The following is a 16,789-nucleotide window of genomic DNA, read 5'->3' on the forward strand; positions in this document are numbered from 1 at the left end:
ACATCACACGCCGAACTTCGCCCGTGCGCCCGTTCGGAGCATGCCGCCATCGCCTGAATGCGCCGGGTTCGCCCGTTGGGCAGCCCGGCCCGGAGAACGCCGCCTTCGCTGCGGCCAACGATAGAACGGTCAAAAAAGGGAGAACGCATCCATGCGATGGATGAGACGGCTTGCTGCGGCAACGTTTCTGCTTGGCGGGTTTCTCGCCGCCGGCACAGTGGCACTTGCGGACAATTATCCGTCGCGCCCGATCCGCCTGCTGCACGGATTTGCCGCAGGCGGCGCGGCCGACACGCTGTCGCGCATCATCGCCGACGGGCTCGCGAAGCGGCTCGGGCAGCCGATCATCGTCGAGGCCAAACCGGGCGCCGGCGGCAACCTCGCGGCGGATGCCGTCGCCAAGGCGGCGCCTGACGGCTACACGCTCGGGCTCGTCACCGGCGCCCACGCGATTTCCGCGGCGACCTACAAGAGCCTCGCCTACCAGCCCGCGGACAGTTTCGAGATGATCTCGACGCTGGTCTATTACGCGCTCGTCATTGCTGTGCGCAGTGACTACCCGGCGAAGTCGCTGGGCGAGCTCGTCGCCATGGCGAAGGAGAAGCCCGGCTCGCTCAGCTTCGGTTCGGTCGGTTTCGGCAGCACGCATCACCTTGCGGGCGAGCTGCTGAACGCAACGGCCGGCATCGAGATCGTGCATGTGCCGTATCGCGGCGATTCGCAGTCCGTCACCGCGCTTCTCGGCGGAGAGGTTCCGGTCATCGTCGGCACGCCGGTCCTGCTCGCGCCGCAGATCCAGAGCGGCGCGATCCGCGGCCTTGCGGTGACCTCGCCGACGCGGACTGCGCTATTGCCTGATGTCCCGACGGTTCAGGAGGCCGGCATCAAGGGATACGACGTGCGCACCTGGGCGGGCCTGCTGGCCCCGAAGGGAACGCCGCCCGCCATCATCGCCGCGCTCAATGCAGCGACGCTCGATGCGCTCAAGGACCCAGACCTCAGGCAACGTCTGGAGACGGCCGTCGGCGGCGAGGTCCGTGGCAGCTCGCCGGCGGAGATGAAGGCGCTGATCGAAACCGAGATCACCAAATGGTCGGGCGTGGTCGAGCGGGCGAAGATCCCGAAGATCTGATCCAGGGGAGGCCGCAGCGCCGCTGCTGCGGCCTCCGTCAGATGCCGTCTTCTCCTATCTGCCGGAGCCGGCCTCCTGGGTTGTCAGCAGACGGTGCTTCACCGTCCGCGCAATCGCCGCAGGTGCCTCGTCGGGAATCGCAAAACAGGAACTCGCGTTGATCTCGCACAGGACGTATGTGTCGGCGCCTGCCGCGTTGCGAGGTCCGTAGAGAAAGTCCGCGTCCCAGATCACCGGCAGCGAGGATTCATCGATGCCGAGCGTGTCCATCATCTGCGGCGTCCATTCGTTCTCCATCGATCTTCGCAGCGCCTGGAACGGTGGAGCATCGGGTCCGTGCATGATGCGCGGGCCGGGTTGCGCCTCCGCTGCATCGGGGCCTTCCGGCGGCGGCGGGATCAAGGCCTTGATCCGTTGCTGGCCAAAGCCCGCGACCTTGGAGCCGCTCATGTAGCAGCGGATCATCCCGTCGGGCAGGCGCGGTTGAAATGCCTGATCGATGATGCAGCCGCCCCAGCCGAAATAGGAGTCGCACCGGGCAATGAAGGCATCGAGCGACATGTCCTCAGGCAGGCTGCCGCGCGTTGCATGGAGCACGCGAACCATGGCGCTCGCCTCTGCAATGGCCTCCACTTTCCAGACGCCCTGGCCTCCATTGCCGCGGTTTTGTTTCAGCACGCGCGGTCCGTCGGTCTGAAGGCGCGACGGAAACTCCGCGCGGAAGCTTGCGGCCGTGTCGTAGCGATGCGTGTCGGCGCCCCAGCCCAGGTGGCGTGTTCTGTAGAGGACCTCCTTGACGCCCATCTTCAGGATGACGTCCGGGTGCGCGCTCACCCATGGCCCTCGCGCCGCGACGTCGCGGAGCAGGGGATCGAGGTCAGCGCGTGTCTTGCCTTGATGGATCGGGTCGACCCAGACGAGCACGCCGTCGACCGCAAGCAATTGATCGCGGACGGCGTCGGCAAAGGTTTCGTCGTAGATGACGGGCCGGGCTTCGATGCCGGCGGCGGCGAGTGCCTCGAAGACGCGGACGAAGCGGCTGTTCTGCGGTGTGGCATCCGCCCGCGCGGCGGCATCGCCGCGTGAGAGGATGGCAACGGTGGATCGGAGAGGAAAGTGTTGTTCGGTATCCATGCGCAAGCTCCACGAAGTGCGTGCTGCGCAGAGCTTGGACCGAAGTCTCATGGGGGGTCTGCATTGCCCCCATGCGGACGACCTTACGTGAGATCGGCCTCGGCTTTCAAGACGGTCGCGCGGTTCCACCCGGGGCCTACCCGGTGCTTTCGCGCGACGCGCAGGTTGACAGCTCGGCGTTCCGGGTTTTCTATTTCAGGCAACGGGGATGTGCGATCTCCCCGTGAGGCGTCATGCCCAAGAATCGCGTCCTGATCGTCACCAAGGGCGCAGCATGTCACCCCACACTCCGAATTCATCCGACAGATCGTTTCGGCTCATCGCTCCAGCGCGGCGCGCCGGAGCCTGTCGGCGCGCATACCGACAAGGGCGTCCCGGCGGACCTGCGTCAGGGGCGTGACCTCTCGATCTGCGCCATTTGGAAGGGCAGCGTCGCAAAAGCGGACTTCACCTGGGGCGGGACATGACCGGGAGAACGACCATGCGAACATGGACAATCCTTCTCGCCTTCCTGTTTCTTGCAATCGCGGCTGGCGTGCCGACCGCACGCGCGCTGACTCAAGACGAGTTGATCGCCAGGATCCAGGCGGCTGGCTACACGCAGGTCAGCGAGATCAAGTCGACGGCGGAGGGGACGACCGCCAAGGCGGTCAAGAACGGCAAGCCGGTGCGGCTCCTTATCGACGGTGCCGGCCAGATCAAAGAGCAGAACTGAACTCCGGAAACCGGATTTCGCTCGAGGGAGCAGATCAATGCGAAGTGCAATTCTGCCGCTGATGGGCATCGGCGCATGCTTCATCGCGACCGCTCACGCGCAGGATGTCGACTGGCAGAAGGTCGATGATGCGCTGGGCCGAAAGCCGGCCGTCGCCGGCGACGTGCATCGTTATGGCTTTCCCCGCACCGACCTCACGGTGACGCTCGACGGCGTCACCATCAAGCCTTCGCTGGCGCTGGGCGGCTGGGTCGCGTTCAAGCCCGCGCATGGCGCCGTCATGGCAATGGGCGATCTGGTGCTGCTCGAATCGGAAATCAACCCGGTCATGCAGAAGATGATCGAGAGCGGGTTGGAGATTACGGCTGTTCACAACCATCTGCTCGGCGCGGTCCCGGCGACATTCTACATGCATGTGGCCGGGCACGGTGATCCGCTCAAGATCGCGACCGCCATCAGGACCGCGCTTGCCGAGAGCAAGACGCCTATGTCGGCGCCGGCTCCGGCGGTCCCGCCGCCTGCCATTGATCTCGACACGGCTAAGCTCGATCAGATCATCGGCGTCAAGGGGCAGGCCAACGGCGGCGTCTATCAGTTCAACGTTCCCCGCCGCGATCCGATCACCGAGCACGGAATGCAGCTAAGTCCCGTCGGGCCCATGGGCGTTGCGACCGGTGTCAACTTCCAGCCGACCGGCGGCGGCAGGGCGGCCATCACCGGCGACTTCGTGCTGATCGGCGACGAGGTGAATCCCGTGATCATGGCGCTCCGGTCCCATGGCATCTCCGTAACGGCGCTTCATAGCCACATGCTGGACGAGCAGCCGCGTCTTTTCTTCATGCACTTCTGGGCGAACGACGACGCGATCAAGCTCGCCAATGGCGTGCGTGCCGCGCTCGACAAGACGGCGAGTACGAAGAACTGATGTCCGATCTGTATCGGTCTCTGATCGGGCCGTCGGGGCAAAATGCGTTCTTCGTTCGTGCCTACCTGGCTTCGATCACCTCGCCGTCCTCCTTCACAAACCGGCCGAGGGGATTGTCCAGGAGGTCGACGACGGCTTCGGAGGGCCGGCACAGTCGCGTGCCCTTCGCCGTCACCACGATCGGACGATTGATCAGAATGGGATGTGCCATCATCGCGTCGAGCAGTTCATCGTCCGTCCATTTGGGGTCGGAAAGGCCGAGCTCCTTGTACGGCGTCCCCTTCTCGCGCAGCAATGCGCGGACCGATATTCCCATCGCTGCGATAAGTTGCTTGAGCGTTTCGCGCGATGGTGGGGTCTTGAGGTATTCAATAACGGTGGGCTCGGCACCGCTCTGCCGGATCATCGCGAGCGTGTTGCGCGAGGTTCCGCAATCCGGGTTGTGATAGATCGTGACGCTCATCGGAATGTCTCCGCGATTGGGACCGGGGTCTGGCTCGTGATCGTTGTGTTGCGCGCGGTTGGCGGCTTATGGCGACGTCACTGGCGGGCCTCCGCCGGCGTGGAGACCTTGCCGGCACCGGCTTCGTACCAGCCTCTGGTCGCCTTCACGATGCGGACGACGGACAGCATCACCGGGACCTCGACAAGGACGCCGACGACGGTCGCAAGCGCCGCGCCGGAGTCGAGGCCGAACAGGCTGATCGCGGCAGCGACCGCCAGTTCGAAGAAATTGCTCGCGCCGATGAGGGCGGCTGGAGCGGCAACGCACCAGGCCACGCCGAACCGCCGGCTGAGCCAATAGGCCAGGCCCGCATTGAAATAGACCTGAACGAGGATCGGGACGGCGAGGATCGCGATGACGCCGGGCTGCCTGACGATCTGTTCTCCCTGAAAGCCGAACAGCAAAACCAATGTCGCCAGAAGCGCGGCGAGCGAAAGAGGCTGCAGCGTCCGCAGGCTGCGGGCGAAGGCATCGCCGCCCTTTTGCAGCAGCACCCTTCGCCACGCTTGCGCGACGATCACGGGGACCACGATGTAGAGCAAAACCGAGAGCAGCAGCGTGCCCCAGGGAACGCTGATGGAGGCGACCCCGAGCAGCAGTCCGACCAGCGGTGCAAACAGGAAAACCATGATCACGTCGTTGAGCGCGACCTGGCTCAGCGTATAGTGCGGCTCCCCCTCGCACAAATTGGACCATACGAACACCATCGCGGTGCAGGGCGCGGCGGCCAGCAGGATCAGGCCCGCGATGTAGGACGGGATCTGGCCCGCCGGCAGCATGGGTGCGAACACATGGCCGATGAAGAACGAGCCGAGCAGCGCCATCGAGAATGGCTTGACAGCCCAGTTGATGAAAAGGGTGACGCCGACGCCGCGCCAATGCTCACGGACCTGGCCCAGCGAGCCGAAGTCGATCTTCAGCAACATCGGCACGATCATCAGCCAGATCAGCACCGCGACCGGCAAATTGACCTTGGCAATCTCGGCGGTCGCGACCGCACCGAAGAAGCTGGGCATGATATGTCCCAGCGCCACGCCGGCAACGATGCAGAGCGCGACCCAGAGGGTCAGGTATCGTTCGAACAGTCCCATCAGCCTGCCTTCGGCGTTGAATGGCTCGCACCATCGGCGCGGCCGATCTCGCGCAGCCTGGTGCCGAGCGAGAGCTTGTCGATGCTCCTCAGTGGAAGATTCACGAAGGTGTCGATCCGGTTCTTGAGATAGCGGAACGCGGTGACGAACGCCGCCTGCCTCTGCAACTCCGTGCCGTCTGCCGCGGCCGGATCCTCGATACCCCAGTGCGCGGTCATCGGCTGTCCCGGCCAGATCGAGCAGGACTCGCCGGCGGCATTGTCACAAACGGTGAACACGAAATCCATCACCGGCGCGTCGGGCGCAGCGAACTCCAGCCAGCTTTTCGATCGCATCCCGTCGGCAGGATAGTCCATGCTCTCGAGCGTGCGCAGTGCCAGCGGGTGAACTGCACCTTTCGGCGTGCTGCCGGCGGAGAAGGATTGAAAGCGGTTAGCTCCGTCCTTGCGGAGGATCGACTCGGCGAGGATCGAGCGTGCTGAATTGCCGGTACACATGAACAGGACATTGTAGATTTGATCAGGCACGGATACGCCCCTTTCGCTTTGGAGAGCAGCAGGCTTGGAGGCTGTCGACGACCGGCTCGCAAACTTCCGGTCGCCCGCCGCAGCAATCCCGAAGCAGGAAAACCGCGACGTCGCGAAACTCGGCGAGGTTGGCGCGATAGACGATCGAACGGCTGCGCCGCTCGGAGGTCACGAGGCGCGCGCGCGTCAAGATCGACAGATGGGCCGAAAGCGTGTTGGGCGGCACTTCCAGCTGGCGCGCGAGGTCGCCTGCCGCAAGGCCATCGGGCTCATGTTTGACCAACGTCCGGAAGGCCTCCAGACGGGTCGATTGGGACAGCGCCGCGAGGGCGAGAACGGCTTCTTCAGCTTCCATATATCCAGATTTATGGAATTATTAGATGCTCGTCAATCCGAAATCCGGAGGGCCCGTCAAGCGTCGGAAGGAGCTATTCGGCCGCATTGGCTTGAGGGCATCGATTGGCGCGCATCGCAAATTACCGCATCAAGTGGAAATCATGGCGGGCGGGTGCCAACGGCGGCCAAAGAAGCGCGCGAACGATAAGCGGAATACCAACGGCCAGCGGTATCAGCCAGTACATGAAATGGGGCAGGTCCTTCCAAAGCGGAAGCTGCCTTCCATTGTCTACGTAGAAAGCAACCAGCACCAGTATGTACGACAGGCCCATCCCAGCTATATGCAGCCTGACCCAATACCACCAGCGGCGCCGGAGCGCGGTGCGCCCGATCCAGGCGCAAGTGAATGACAACACACCGAGTACGAACAAGTGATGGTTTTCGGCCCAGCGCATAAGTGACAGTAACGTCGCGGACGCGACGAGCGCCAGCAGTGACCAGAAATAGGTCGTCCCAAGTCTCGAATGACGCCCGCGACGCTTCTCACTCAACATCGCGATTGCGCCGATCGCAACGCACGCAAGGCCCAGGGGAATATGCAGCCCCAGGACCACCGCCAGAAAGAAGGCGTCGGTCGAAGGAATTTCGATGCCAGCCACGATGGTCGTTTCTCCGCCTGTCATGGCGTTGCTCCCATCTTGCAGTTCATCATCGACTCCGCCGACGAGAACGGTCGTTTGACGGCGAATGCTCCGGCGCCGCAGATAATGCAAAGCATGCAGCAGCCGATCAGGACGGCCGCATAGCTTCCGGCCCAATCGACGCTTGCCGCGAAAGGTAGCGGGCCGAACGCTGCGCCGGCAATGCCGAAGACGAACGACGCCCCCCTGATTGCGCCGAGATGGTCGCGGCCGAAATACTGCGCATAGCCGGCGGCGTTGATGGCTTGCTGCGACCCGTACGCCCCTCCCAGACTCAGCGCGTACAGCACACTGATGGCGACGCCGCTGCTAAACGCCGGAAGAGCCGTCGCCAGCGCAAGCATGAACATCGCGAGCGGAACCAGGTGCCGGGGTTCATGGCGATCCACCAGAAATCCTGTTCCGAGGGTCGCAACGGCTTGAACGCCGGCAAGAAGCGACAGCAGTAGCAGCGCATCGCTGTGTGCGATCCCGGCCGTCCGCATGATTGAGAAGTGATTGAGCAAGAGCGCGGTGCCGATGGCATTGGTGAGAAAGCCTGCCGCGCACAGCAGCCAGAATACGCCGGTACGGAGCGCCTGCTTGCGCGTAAACGAAGGCTCCTCCCGTAGATCTTGCGTAGTCGGCGGCAGCCCGGCGTCCGTGCTGAGGCCGTATTTCTCCGGCCGATCGCGAAACAGGGCAGCCGCAACCGGCACAATGGTGAGTGCAACAAGTCCGGCGAGGGCGAGATAGGCGCCTCGCCAGCCGTAGAGCGAGATCAGGCTATCGATCAGCTTCGGGAAGGTCATGGAACCGGCCGCGAGTCCGAGACTGGCTGCTGCAGCGGCAATCCCGCGCCGACGTACGAACCATAGATTGACGACCTGCTGACTGACGAGGCTGAGGCCGCCGATCGCAGCGCCGCGCAACAGCGCGAAGCCGATGAGCAACATCATTGCTGTTTGAACAGCCGCCATGAGCGTGCAGGCCAGGGCGAGGCCACCGGCGATGATGGTCGCCGTTAGGCGCGGTCCGCGCCGGTCGATCCAGCGACCGATCACGGGTGCCGGCAGGATTCCCGCAAGCGTCCCCACTGCATAAGCGATTGAGGCTGATGTGCGAGCGATTCCGAGATCGGCGGTGATGGGGTCGAAGAAAACGGAAACGCCTGCCGTTTGGCCGGGCAGCGTCATGAACGAGCCGAATGTGCCCGCGCCCAGTACGATCCAGCCATAATGGAGAGCCGACGTTCGGGGGCTCACCATCCGCATCTGATCAACTCGCCCGGCGTGTCGCCGCCGCCGGCGCGTCACTCGCAAATCCCTCGCAGCAATGCTCGCGCAAGAACGCGATGACTCCGTCCATGCGATCGTATCGAGCGCGGCAGATCACCGTGCGCCCGTTTTTTTCCTGTGCGACGAGGCCAGCGGTGACCAGCCCGCGGAGATGAAAGGCGAGCGTCGAGGCCGGTACGTCGAGGCGGGTCTGGATATCGGTGATGCTAAGGCCGGGCGGCCCGGCTCGAACCAGCAGCCGATATATGTCCAGGCGCGTCAAATTGCCTAGTTCCGCCAGACAGCGCGCAGCGATTTTCCGGTTCATGGGTTCTACGATACCGCAAGCCCTAGGGAATTACAACTATAATGCTAGTTTTATGGTCTGATGGAGGTCGGGCTCCGAAAGTAACACGACCTTTGTTGGCGCGTTGGTGCCAAACGACTAGAATGGGTCTTGTCTTGCGATCGAGGAAAGCCGGCAATGCAAACGCAATCGGTTATTACGTGTCCGGTCTGTCATCACGCGTCAGCCGAGACCATGCCGACTGACGCCTGCCAGTTCTTCTACGATTGCAAGGGGTGCGGGGCCCGGCTCAAGCCCAAGAGCGGCGATTGCTGCGTCTTTTGTTCGTACGGATCGGTCCCTTGTCCGCCGATCCAGCAGAACGGAAAGTGCTGTTGATGCCAGCCTCCGCCGGAGCGGTCTCAACTGTATTTCCAATATTCTAGAAATATAGTTGACTGCGCCGGCGGCTCGGTGCATTGTCTCGTCATGAAGATCGACGACGCAGCAGCGCGCCTGGAAGCCCTGGGTAACCGGACACGGCTTCAGATCTATCGGGCCCTGGTCCGGGCCGGACGGTCGGGCATGCCCGTCGGCCGCTTGCAGGACAAGCTGAAGATCCCGGCCTCGACGCTGTCGCATCACATCAAGTCTCTGGTCGCGGTCGGACTCATCAGCCAGGTCCGCGAATCGACGACCCTGGTCTGTCACGCGAACTATGACTTGATGCGGGGCCTGGTCGATTTCCTCGCGGCGGAGTGCTGTGCGGACGAAGTCGGATGCAAGGGCGCCCGGACGGCGGCCTGATTTTTTCGGCTCGGTTATTCGAAATTTCTAGAATTATAGGATGACAAGATGCGTGATGGGAAGATGGTAGCTATCGTCGGGGCAGGGCCCGTCGGCCTCGCTGCGGCCGCGCATGTGCTCGCACGGGGCATGTCGCCCGTCGTGCTGGAGGCCGGGCCGGAGGCTGGACATGCGATCCGCCAGTGGCAGCACGTGCAGCTGTTCTCACCGTGGGAGTACAACATCGACAAGGCCGCCGCGCGTCTGCTCGCGCCGACGGGATGGAATTCGCCGGACCCTCAGTCCTATCCGACCGGCGGCGAGCTGCTCGATCGATATCTCACGCCGCTTGCGACGCGAACGCCGCTGCGTGAGGCGATCCGGACCTCCAGCCGCGTCTCGGCGATCAGCCGTGTCGGCTTCGACAAGGCCAGGACCAGGGGACGCGAGCAGGCGCCGTTCGAGATCCGCTACCGGAACGGCCGCGGCCCCGAGGTGCTGCGCGCGGATGCCGTGATCGATACGTCAGGCACATGGTTCTCCCCCAATCCGGCCGGGAGCAACGGTTTGCCGGCGATGGGCGAGCCCGAGTGCGCCGGCCGCGTCGCCTACGGCATGCCGGATGTGCGAGGCGCCGCTCGTTCCAGATATGCCGGGAAGACCGTTGCCGTCCTGGGCGCCGGCCATTCCGCCGTGGGTACGCTGATCGATCTCGTGCATCTCGCGGGCGAGGTGCCGGGTACGCAACCGGTCTGGCTCTTGCGCGGCGCCGATCCCGCCAAGGCTTTCGGCGGCGGCCGCAACGACAAGCTGGCCGCGCGCGGCGAGCTCGGCAGCGCCTTCGCCGCGCTCGTTGCCGCCGGGAAGATCAGGATCGAAACCGAATTCGGCGTCACGCACCTTTCGGACTCCGAAGGCCGGCTCAAGATCGCCGCCGGCGCCTTGAGCGGTGCGCGACACGTGATCGCGGACGAATTGATCGTGTCGACCGGTTTCCGTCCCGACTTTTCGTTCCTGTCCGAGCTGCGCCTGCGGCTCGATCCCGCCATCGAGGCACCGGTCGCGCTGGCGCCGCTGATCGATCCCAACGAGCATAGCTGCGGCACGGTGCGCCCGCACGGCGCCCGCGAGCTCGCGCATGACGAGCCGGGTTTCTACCTGGCCGGCATGAAGTCATATGGCAGGGCCCCGACCTTCCTCATGATGACGGGCTATGAGCAGGTCCGCTCGATCGTGGCCGATATCGCCGGCGACAAGCGCGCCGCGGCGAGAGTCGAGCTTGTGCTGCCCGAGACCGGCGTCTGTACGCGCGGCGGCCTTGAGACCGCTGCCGCCGCGTCGGGATGCTGCGGCGGGCCGGCGAAGGACGTTTCGTCGGCCTGCTGCGCCGCCGACGAAACCGCGAAGACGTCGGGCGCTTCGGGGTGTGGCTGTTCATGAGGCACTCCGCTCCGCACCCGCTCGCCGAAGGACCGGCGCTCGGCACCCTGCCAACCCCGGCGCTGTCTTCCCCGCAATGGAGGGCAAAATTCGAAGCTTGAGCGGCCGGTCTCTGATTGCGGTGATGTGCATCGGCCAGGTCGGCAACCTGCTGCCGCATGTGACGCTGTCCGCGAACCTGGCGCAGCACCTGATGCCGGCGTGGGGACTTTCCGCGGCCGAAGGCGGCCTGATGGCAAGCGGCTATGCGTTCGGCTACATGCTCGCAGTGCCGGTGCTGACGACGCTGACCGACCGGATCGATGCGCGGCTGGTCCTGCTCTGGGGCTCGATCGTCAGCGGGCTCGCCACCGCGGCGTTCGGCATGTTCGCGCAGGGGTTCTGGTCGGGCACGGCGATCTGGTCGCTTGCAGGGCTCGGATTTGCGGGCGCCTACATGCCCGGCCTGAAAGCCCTGACGGACCGGCTTCCCGCGGGCGACACCTCGCGGGCCGTCACGCTGTACACGTCGAGCTTCTCGGTGGGTGTCGGCCTCTCGTTCCTGGTGGCGCAACTGATCGCCGACAGGTGGGGTTGGCGGACGGCTTTCCTCGTGACCGGCTTCGGTCCGGTCGCAATGGTCGGCGCGTGCCTCCTGATCGACCCGCGGCGACCCGTGCCGAAAGCCGGGCGTCTGCTGAACTTTGCTCCCGTCTTCGCCAACCGCGAGGCGCTCGGATACATCCTCGGCTATGGTGCGCACTGCTTCGAGCTCTATGGCATCCGCACCTGGCTGGTGGGGTTCTGGACGTTCGTCGTTGCCCATCAGGGCGCGCCGGCGTGGTTGAGCCCCGTTGTGCTGAGCTTCTGCTTCGCGGTGATCTCGATGCCCGCTAGCATCCTTGGCAACGAGGCGGCGCTGAAATTCGGCCGCCATCGCGCGATCACGATCGTGATGATTGCGTCGGCTTGCGTCGCGCTGGTCATTGGCCTCAATGCGACGGCCCCGGCATGGCTGCTCGCACTGCTGCTGCTCCTCTATGGCCTGACCGTGCCGGCCGATTCCGGCGCGTTGACCGCGGGCATGTCGGCCGCCGCCGCATCCGAACATCGCGGCGCGACGCTCGCCTTGCACTCGACGGTTGGTTTCGGCCTGTCAGCGGTTGGCGCGTGGGGGACCGGCGCTGCGCTCGACGCGGCCGGCGGCCCGCAGAGCGCGACCGGCTGGCTGCTGGCGTTCATCGTCCTCGCCGCCGGCATCGCGCTGGGGCCGCTCGCGCTGCTGTGGGCGCGGAGCGGCGCCGACGGGGGCCGGAAGCGGACAATCAAACGGGCAGGACTAGAACGTCTCTGATGCCTCGCTCGCGCCGTCATCGTCGGCCTGGAGGATGGTCTCCGACAGCAGCGCAGCGGCTTTCTGCAGCGGAGCGATGAACCGATCCAGCTCGGCGAAGCTCACGCGGGCCACGGGAACGGAGACGCCGAGGCACGCGATCAGTTCGCGATCCGGAGACAGGATGGGAACGGCGCAGCCGACGACCCCTCGCACGTACTCTTCGTTGGTCTTGGCCCAGCCGCGTTTGCGCGTCTCGTCGAGGACTTTCATCAGGCTTTCGACGTCGACGATCGTCGTCTCGGTGTATTTGGTGAGCGTGAGTGCGCGGCACAGCTTCTCGCGCGCTCGCGCCGGCAATCGGCTCATGTAGATCTTGCCGGTCGACGTGCAGTGGAGCGGTGCCGCTTCGCCCGGATTGAACTGGAGCCCCTGCGGTTGCGACACGCGGACGCTGTCGACGTAGGCGACGACATTGTCCCGCACGACACCGATCTCGCATTGCTCGCCGATTTCGGCCGCGACTGCGCGGAGCACGGCGTGCCGGCGCGCGGTGCGGAAAGCTGCGCCGATGACCTTGGCCGACAGCGTGACCAGCTGGTTGCCGACCACGTAGCGCTTCGTTCCCAGCGCTTTCTGAAGCAGCCCGCGCTGCTCCAGATTGCCGATGAGGCGATGCGCCGTCGGCAGCGGGAGAGCTAGCGCGTTGGCGATTTCCGCAACCGAGACAGCTCTGACTTGACCGGCAACATGGCCAACGATGGCGAAGGCCCGGTCGAGCGGTCCGTCGGAATTGGTTTGCGGCATCTACTCATCCTTGCGTGACATCCCATATAATTATCATTTTTCGGAATAAATACTATTGAAATATGAAAATTACTATTGGCCGTACCGACGGATTGCTCATATCGTTGGCGCCGCCGAAAGGTGATCAGGATTTGTGCAGCGCAGCCAGAGCCCTGCCGGGCGCGCTCATCAGGAGAGTGGGATGTCTCGCCATTACGACGTCGGTGCCGTGCGGAAGGAATTTCCGGCTGTCGAGCGCATCACCTATCTCGACGCCGGCTTCCAGACGCCGCTCGCGCGCCCGGTCAAGGCGGCGATCGATCTCTTCCTCCGCGAGGGCCTTGAGACGGCCGGCCCCAAAAGCGTGTGGCTCGATCGCGTCGAGCTGACCCGCGAGAAGCTGGCGCGGTTTCTCGGCGTAGCGGCCGACGAGATCGCCTTCACCAAGAACACCTCGGAAAGCATGAACATTGCCGCCAACGCGCTGCCCCTGCGCGCCGGCGACAAGGTGCTGATGATCCATGGCGATCATCCCAACAACGCCTATGCGTTCCTCAATCTGCGGCGCAAGGGCGTGACAGTCGAGTTCGTGCCGATGACGGAGATCGTGAACGCCGACAGCCTTCGTCCGCACATCGACGCGAGCACGCGGGCGATCTCGATGTCGCAGGTGACCTTCCACGCCGGTCATCGTTTTGACGTCGAAAGCGTCGGCGCCCTCTGTGACGAGAAGGGGCTCTATTTCGTCGTCGACGTCATGCAGGCGATCGGCGTCGTGCCGATCGATGCGAAAGCCATGCGGGCGACCTTCATCGGGTCGGGCAGTCACAAGGGGCTGCTCGTGCCGCAAGGGCTTGGGCTGCTGTATTGGGACAAATCGAGGATTGAGCTCGAGCCCGCCTATCTCGCCGCCGCCAGCCTTGCGGAGGTCCCGGCCGATCTCATCGCCCGGCCCGACCAGCTCGACCTCGCCACGAGCGCGCGCCGCTTCGAGCTCGGCAATTTCAATCTTCCGGCGATCCACGCGCTCGGCGCCTCGCTCGACATGATCGAGGCCCTGGGCGTGCAGAACATCCAGAACCACTGTTTCGATCTCGGCGATCATCTCATCGCGGGGCTCGACGCGCTGGACGTTCGTCTCGTCGGTCCCCGCGATCGGCAGCACCGCGCGCCGCACATCTACGTCATCGCGCTTCGCGCCGCCGAATGGCTCGGCCATTTCGAGCAGAACGGTGTGCGCGTGTCGCCGGAGCGCGATGGCATTCGCGTGTCGTTCGGGATGTTCAACACTTTCGCCGATGTCGATCGCCTGATCGACATCATCAAGCGGCGCGGCGTGAAGCCGTCGTTCAGGGCCGCCTAGGCTGTTCTTCAGAGGGGAGATGCACATGACGAGTTTTGCGCGTGTATGGGGCGGCCTAATCGGCCTTGCGGCCGTCGGCACCCTCGCTGGGCCGTCGATCGCAGCCGACAGTCCCACGCTCGCCAAGATCAAGTCGAGCGGTGCCATCACCATCGGTCACCGCGAGGCCTCCATTCCGTTCTCGTATCTCGGTCCCGATCAAAAGCCGATCGGCTTTTCGCTGGACCTCTGCGCCGGCATCGTCGAGCGCATCAAGGCGGAGCTCAGCCTGCCCAATCTCGCCGTCAACTACACGCCGGTGAACTCGTCCAACCGGATCCCGCTCATCCAAAGCGGCACCGTCGACATCGAGTGTGGCGGCACGGCGAACGACAGGAAGCGGCAGGAGCAGGTCTCGTTTTCGGTCGCCACCTTCGTCAGCCAGCCGCGCTGGCTGGTCAAGGCGGACAGCGGCCTGAAGACGGCCGGCGATCTCAAGGGCAAGACGATCGTCGTGACCCAGGGCTCCAATGCCGTCGGCTTCGCGCAAGGCGTGAATGCAAAGGAGCAGCTCGGATTCAACATCGTCCAGGCGAAAGACCATGCGGAATCCTTCCTGATGCTCAACACCGGCCGCGCGGCCGCCTTCATGGAGGACGATATCCTTCTTGCCGGCCTTAAGGCCGCAGCGCCGAAACCGGATGCGCTGATCTTCCTCCCCGAGGGCTATGCCAAGATCTATTATGGTCTGATGTTCACGAAGGGCGATGCCGGCTTCAAGGCGCTCGTCGACGACGTCTTGTCGAAGCAGATGGCGTCGGGGCAGTTCGAAAAGACCTACGCGAAGTGGTTCACGCGGGGGATTCCGCCAAAGGGCGAGAATCTTGCCTTTCCGCTGACCGACGAACTGAAGGAACGGATCGCGCATCCCAGCGATGCCGTCGATTAGTCGGAGAACCATATCGCGGAATCTTTCCGCACGCTGATCCTCTCTTGTATCCGGAGCTTCGAGGTTCGCCATGTTCGCGGTGCTCTTTGAACAGACGGCGGATGGCCAGCGCTACATCGACTGGCTTCTGTCGGGCCTCGGCTGGACCCTGGCCCTGGCGTTCTTCGGCTGGTGGATTGCCTTTGCGATCGGGATCGTCGTCGGGATCGGCCGCACCGTGCAGAACCGGGCCATCGCTGCGCTTGCGCGCCTGTATGTGGAGATTTTCCGCAACATCCCCGTCCTGGCGCAGATGTTTCTCTGGTACTTCGTCCTGCCGGAGATTCTTCCCGTCACGCTCGGAAATGCCATCAAGCAGATTCCGCCGCCCTGGGGATCATTCGTCCCCGCACTTCTGTGCCTCGGCCTCTACACCGCGGCCCGGATCGCCGAGCAGGTTCGGGCCGGGATCGAGGCCCTGCCGAGAGGGCAGACCGAGGCGGCAAGCGCACTCGGACTCACCGCCTATCTGACCTACCGCCATATCATCGTGCCGCAGGCGCTGCGTTTGATCGTGCCAAGCCTCACCAGCGAGGTGATGGGCATCTACAAGAACACCTCGGTCGCACTGACGATCGGGCTGATGGAGCTCACGGCTCAGGCGCGCCAGATCAGCGAGGCGACGTTCCAGACCTTCACGGCTTTCGGCGCCGCGACCCTGATCTATCTCGCGCTGGCGCTGATCGCCTATCAGGGGATGGCGCTGATCGACAGGGCCGTGCGCATTCCGGGCACAGGGCGTGCGGAGGATGCGATCGAGCCGAGCCTGGCCGACGACGTCGGGCAGGCCGGCTCGTTGCCCTCAGGGATGGAGGTCGTGAAATGAACAGCCTCGATTTCTCGATTGTTCTGCAGGCGTGGCCCTATCTCTGGTCCGGATTGCTGTTTTCGCTGGCGCTGACCGCGGTGGCCTTCGTGGTCGGCATGATCCTGGGCACCTGCCTTGCGCTGTTGCAGCACTTCGAGGTGCCGGTGATCGGGAAGGTCGTGCGCGGCTACATCGCCCTGATCCGCTCGATCCCCCTGATCCTCGTCCTGTTCTGGTTCTTCTTCCTGGTGCCGATCGTGCTCGGCCATCTCGCCGGCAACGGTCGCCCGATTCCGATCGGCGCCACCTGGACCGCCTTCATCACCTTCGGCCTGTTCGAGGCGGCCTATTATTCGGAAATCATCCGCGTCGGATTGCGCGCCGTGAACCGCGGACAGTTCGAGGCGTGCCAGGCGCTCGCACTGTCCACCTTCGAGACCTATCGCAGCGTGATCCTGCCGCAGGTGCTCCGCGTGGCGAGCCCGATCATCCTGAGCCAGACCATCATCCTGTTCCAGGATACCTCGCTGGTCTACGTGCTCTCGCTCACCGACCTGCTCGGCGCGGCCTCGAAGCTCGCGCAGCTCAACGGTCGTCTCGTCGAGATGTATCTCGTGGTCGTCGTGGTCTACCTCGCCATCAGTTCGGCGGCATCGCAAGGCGTCGCATTGCTGCGCAAGCGCTATGCCATCGCCGGAGTACGCCGATGAGAAACCTTA

The 16,789-nt window shown here is 64.3% G+C and carries 21 protein-coding genes; 12 read left to right on the forward strand and 9 right to left on the reverse strand.

Annotation, left to right across the window (positions count from 1 at the left end; translation table 11 throughout):
* Positions 1-151: 151 nt before the first annotated feature.
* Complete coding sequence (locus AAFG50_RS14195; protein WP_028172275.1) at positions 152-1,132, forward strand: tripartite tricarboxylate transporter substrate binding protein; 981 nt, start codon at positions 152-154, stop codon at positions 1,130-1,132.
* A 54-nt stretch (positions 1,133-1,186) separates the two neighbouring features.
* Here the strand turns inward: AAFG50_RS14195 and AAFG50_RS14200 are convergent, their stop codons facing one another.
* Positions 1,187-2,266, reverse strand: a complete 1,080-nt coding sequence (locus AAFG50_RS14200; RefSeq protein ID WP_028172274.1) for a Cj0069 family protein — start codon at positions 2,264-2,266, stop codon at positions 1,187-1,189.
* Between the two features lie 233 nt (positions 2,267-2,499).
* Here AAFG50_RS14200 and AAFG50_RS14205 point away from each other — a divergent pair, with 233 nt between their 5' ends.
* From AAFG50_RS14205 to AAFG50_RS14215, 3 genes are read left to right on the forward strand one after another with little or no spacing between them, the layout of a single operon-like run.
* Positions 2,500-2,733, forward strand: a complete 234-nt coding sequence (locus AAFG50_RS14205) for a hypothetical protein (RefSeq protein ID WP_028172273.1) — start codon at positions 2,500-2,502, stop codon at positions 2,731-2,733.
* A gap of 14 nt (positions 2,734-2,747) precedes the next feature.
* A complete protein-coding gene (locus AAFG50_RS14210) occupies positions 2,748-2,981 on the forward strand; it encodes a hypothetical protein (RefSeq protein WP_028172272.1) in 234 nt (77 codons plus the stop codon).
* Between the two features lie 37 nt (positions 2,982-3,018).
* The gene (locus AAFG50_RS14215) at positions 3,019-3,906 is read left to right on the forward strand and encodes a DUF1259 domain-containing protein (protein ID WP_028172271.1); all 888 of its coding nucleotides are present in this window, start codon (positions 3,019-3,021) and stop codon (positions 3,904-3,906) included.
* Between the two features lie 61 nt (positions 3,907-3,967).
* Here AAFG50_RS14215 and arsC read toward each other — a convergent pair whose 3' ends face one another.
* The 7 genes from arsC to AAFG50_RS14250 form a co-directional block, all read right to left on the reverse strand.
* Entirely contained in the window at positions 3,968-4,369 is a 402-nt protein-coding gene (arsC, locus tag AAFG50_RS14220; RefSeq protein ID WP_028172270.1) for an arsenate reductase (glutaredoxin), read from the reverse strand.
* 77 nt (positions 4,370-4,446) lie between these two features.
* Positions 4,447-5,502: an ACR3 family arsenite efflux transporter gene (gene arsB / locus AAFG50_RS14225; RefSeq protein ID WP_011085869.1), complete on the reverse strand. Its 1,056-nt coding sequence runs from the start codon at positions 5,500-5,502 to the stop codon at positions 4,447-4,449.
* Positions 5,502-6,029, reverse strand: a complete 528-nt coding sequence (locus AAFG50_RS14230; protein WP_342714187.1) for an arsenate reductase ArsC — start codon at positions 6,027-6,029, stop codon at positions 5,502-5,504. Before AAFG50_RS14230 ends, arsB begins: the two co-directional genes overlap by 1 nt.
* Complete coding sequence (locus AAFG50_RS14235) at positions 6,022-6,384, reverse strand: metalloregulator ArsR/SmtB family transcription factor (RefSeq protein WP_028172268.1); 363 nt, start codon at positions 6,382-6,384, stop codon at positions 6,022-6,024. The genes AAFG50_RS14230 and AAFG50_RS14235 overlap by 8 nt, the downstream gene beginning before the upstream one ends.
* 121 nt (positions 6,385-6,505) lie before the next feature.
* The gene (locus AAFG50_RS14240; protein WP_028172267.1) at positions 6,506-7,048 is read right to left on the reverse strand and encodes a hypothetical protein; all 543 of its coding nucleotides are present in this window, start codon (positions 7,046-7,048) and stop codon (positions 6,506-6,508) included.
* The gene (locus AAFG50_RS14245; protein ID WP_039184099.1) at positions 7,045-8,319 is read right to left on the reverse strand and encodes an MFS transporter; all 1,275 of its coding nucleotides are present in this window, start codon (positions 8,317-8,319) and stop codon (positions 7,045-7,047) included. Before AAFG50_RS14245 ends, AAFG50_RS14240 begins: the two co-directional genes overlap by 4 nt.
* A 4-nt stretch (positions 8,320-8,323) precedes the next feature.
* Positions 8,324-8,650: a helix-turn-helix domain-containing protein gene (locus tag AAFG50_RS14250; protein WP_028172265.1), complete on the reverse strand. Its 327-nt coding sequence runs from the start codon at positions 8,648-8,650 to the stop codon at positions 8,324-8,326.
* Positions 8,651-8,806: 156 nt separating this feature from the next.
* On the opposite strand from AAFG50_RS14250, the gene AAFG50_RS14255 reads away from it, so the two are divergent.
* The 4 genes from AAFG50_RS14255 to AAFG50_RS14270 all read left to right on the forward strand — a co-directional run bounded on the left by AAFG50_RS14255 (position 8,807) and on the right by AAFG50_RS14270 (position 12,167).
* Positions 8,807-9,007, forward strand: a complete 201-nt coding sequence (locus AAFG50_RS14255) for a GDCCVxC domain-containing (seleno)protein (RefSeq protein WP_074077126.1) — start codon at positions 8,807-8,809, stop codon at positions 9,005-9,007.
* Positions 9,008-9,097: 90 nt separating this feature from the next.
* Positions 9,098-9,415 carry a helix-turn-helix domain-containing protein gene (locus AAFG50_RS14260; RefSeq protein ID WP_028172264.1) on the forward strand — a complete coding sequence of 106 codons (318 nt, stop codon included), beginning with the start codon at positions 9,098-9,100 and terminating at the stop codon, positions 9,413-9,415.
* Positions 9,416-9,463: 48 nt separating this feature from the next.
* The gene (locus AAFG50_RS14265) at positions 9,464-10,834 is read left to right on the forward strand and encodes an NAD(P)-binding domain-containing protein (protein WP_028172263.1); all 1,371 of its coding nucleotides are present in this window, start codon (positions 9,464-9,466) and stop codon (positions 10,832-10,834) included.
* A gap of 124 nt (positions 10,835-10,958) precedes the next feature.
* Positions 10,959-12,167 (forward strand): MFS transporter, encoded by a 1,209-nt coding sequence (locus tag AAFG50_RS14270; protein ID WP_038965724.1) that lies wholly within the window; start codon positions 10,959-10,961, stop codon positions 12,165-12,167.
* On the opposite strand, the gene AAFG50_RS14275 is transcribed toward AAFG50_RS14270, so the two are convergent.
* Entirely contained in the window at positions 12,153-12,953 is an 801-nt protein-coding gene (locus tag AAFG50_RS14275) for an IclR family transcriptional regulator (protein ID WP_028172261.1), read from the reverse strand. The two genes, AAFG50_RS14270 and AAFG50_RS14275, sit on opposite strands and share 15 nt — an antisense overlap.
* Positions 12,954-13,134: 181 nt before the next feature.
* On the opposite strand from AAFG50_RS14275, the gene AAFG50_RS14280 reads away from it, so the two are divergent.
* The 4 genes from AAFG50_RS14280 (at position 13,135) to AAFG50_RS14295 (ending at position 16,780) form a co-directional block, all read left to right on the forward strand.
* A complete protein-coding gene (locus AAFG50_RS14280; RefSeq protein WP_028172260.1) occupies positions 13,135-14,295 on the forward strand; it encodes an aminotransferase class V-fold PLP-dependent enzyme in 1,161 nt (386 codons plus the stop codon).
* Between the two features lie 25 nt (positions 14,296-14,320).
* Positions 14,321-15,223 carry an amino acid ABC transporter substrate-binding protein gene (locus AAFG50_RS14285; RefSeq protein WP_028172259.1) on the forward strand — a complete coding sequence of 301 codons (903 nt, stop codon included), beginning with the start codon at positions 14,321-14,323 and terminating at the stop codon, positions 15,221-15,223.
* A 70-nt stretch (positions 15,224-15,293) separates the two neighbouring features.
* Positions 15,294-16,088, forward strand: a complete 795-nt coding sequence (locus AAFG50_RS14290) for an amino acid ABC transporter permease (RefSeq protein WP_011085881.1) — start codon at positions 15,294-15,296, stop codon at positions 16,086-16,088.
* Complete coding sequence (locus tag AAFG50_RS14295; RefSeq protein WP_028172258.1) at positions 16,085-16,780, forward strand: amino acid ABC transporter permease; 696 nt, start codon at positions 16,085-16,087, stop codon at positions 16,778-16,780. The genes AAFG50_RS14290 and AAFG50_RS14295 overlap by 4 nt, the downstream gene beginning before the upstream one ends.
* Positions 16,781-16,789 lie beyond the last annotated feature (9 nt).

The organism is Bradyrhizobium sp. B039, assembly GCF_038965675.1.
GTDB classification, from domain to species: domain Bacteria; phylum Pseudomonadota; class Alphaproteobacteria; order Rhizobiales; family Xanthobacteraceae; genus Bradyrhizobium; species Bradyrhizobium diazoefficiens.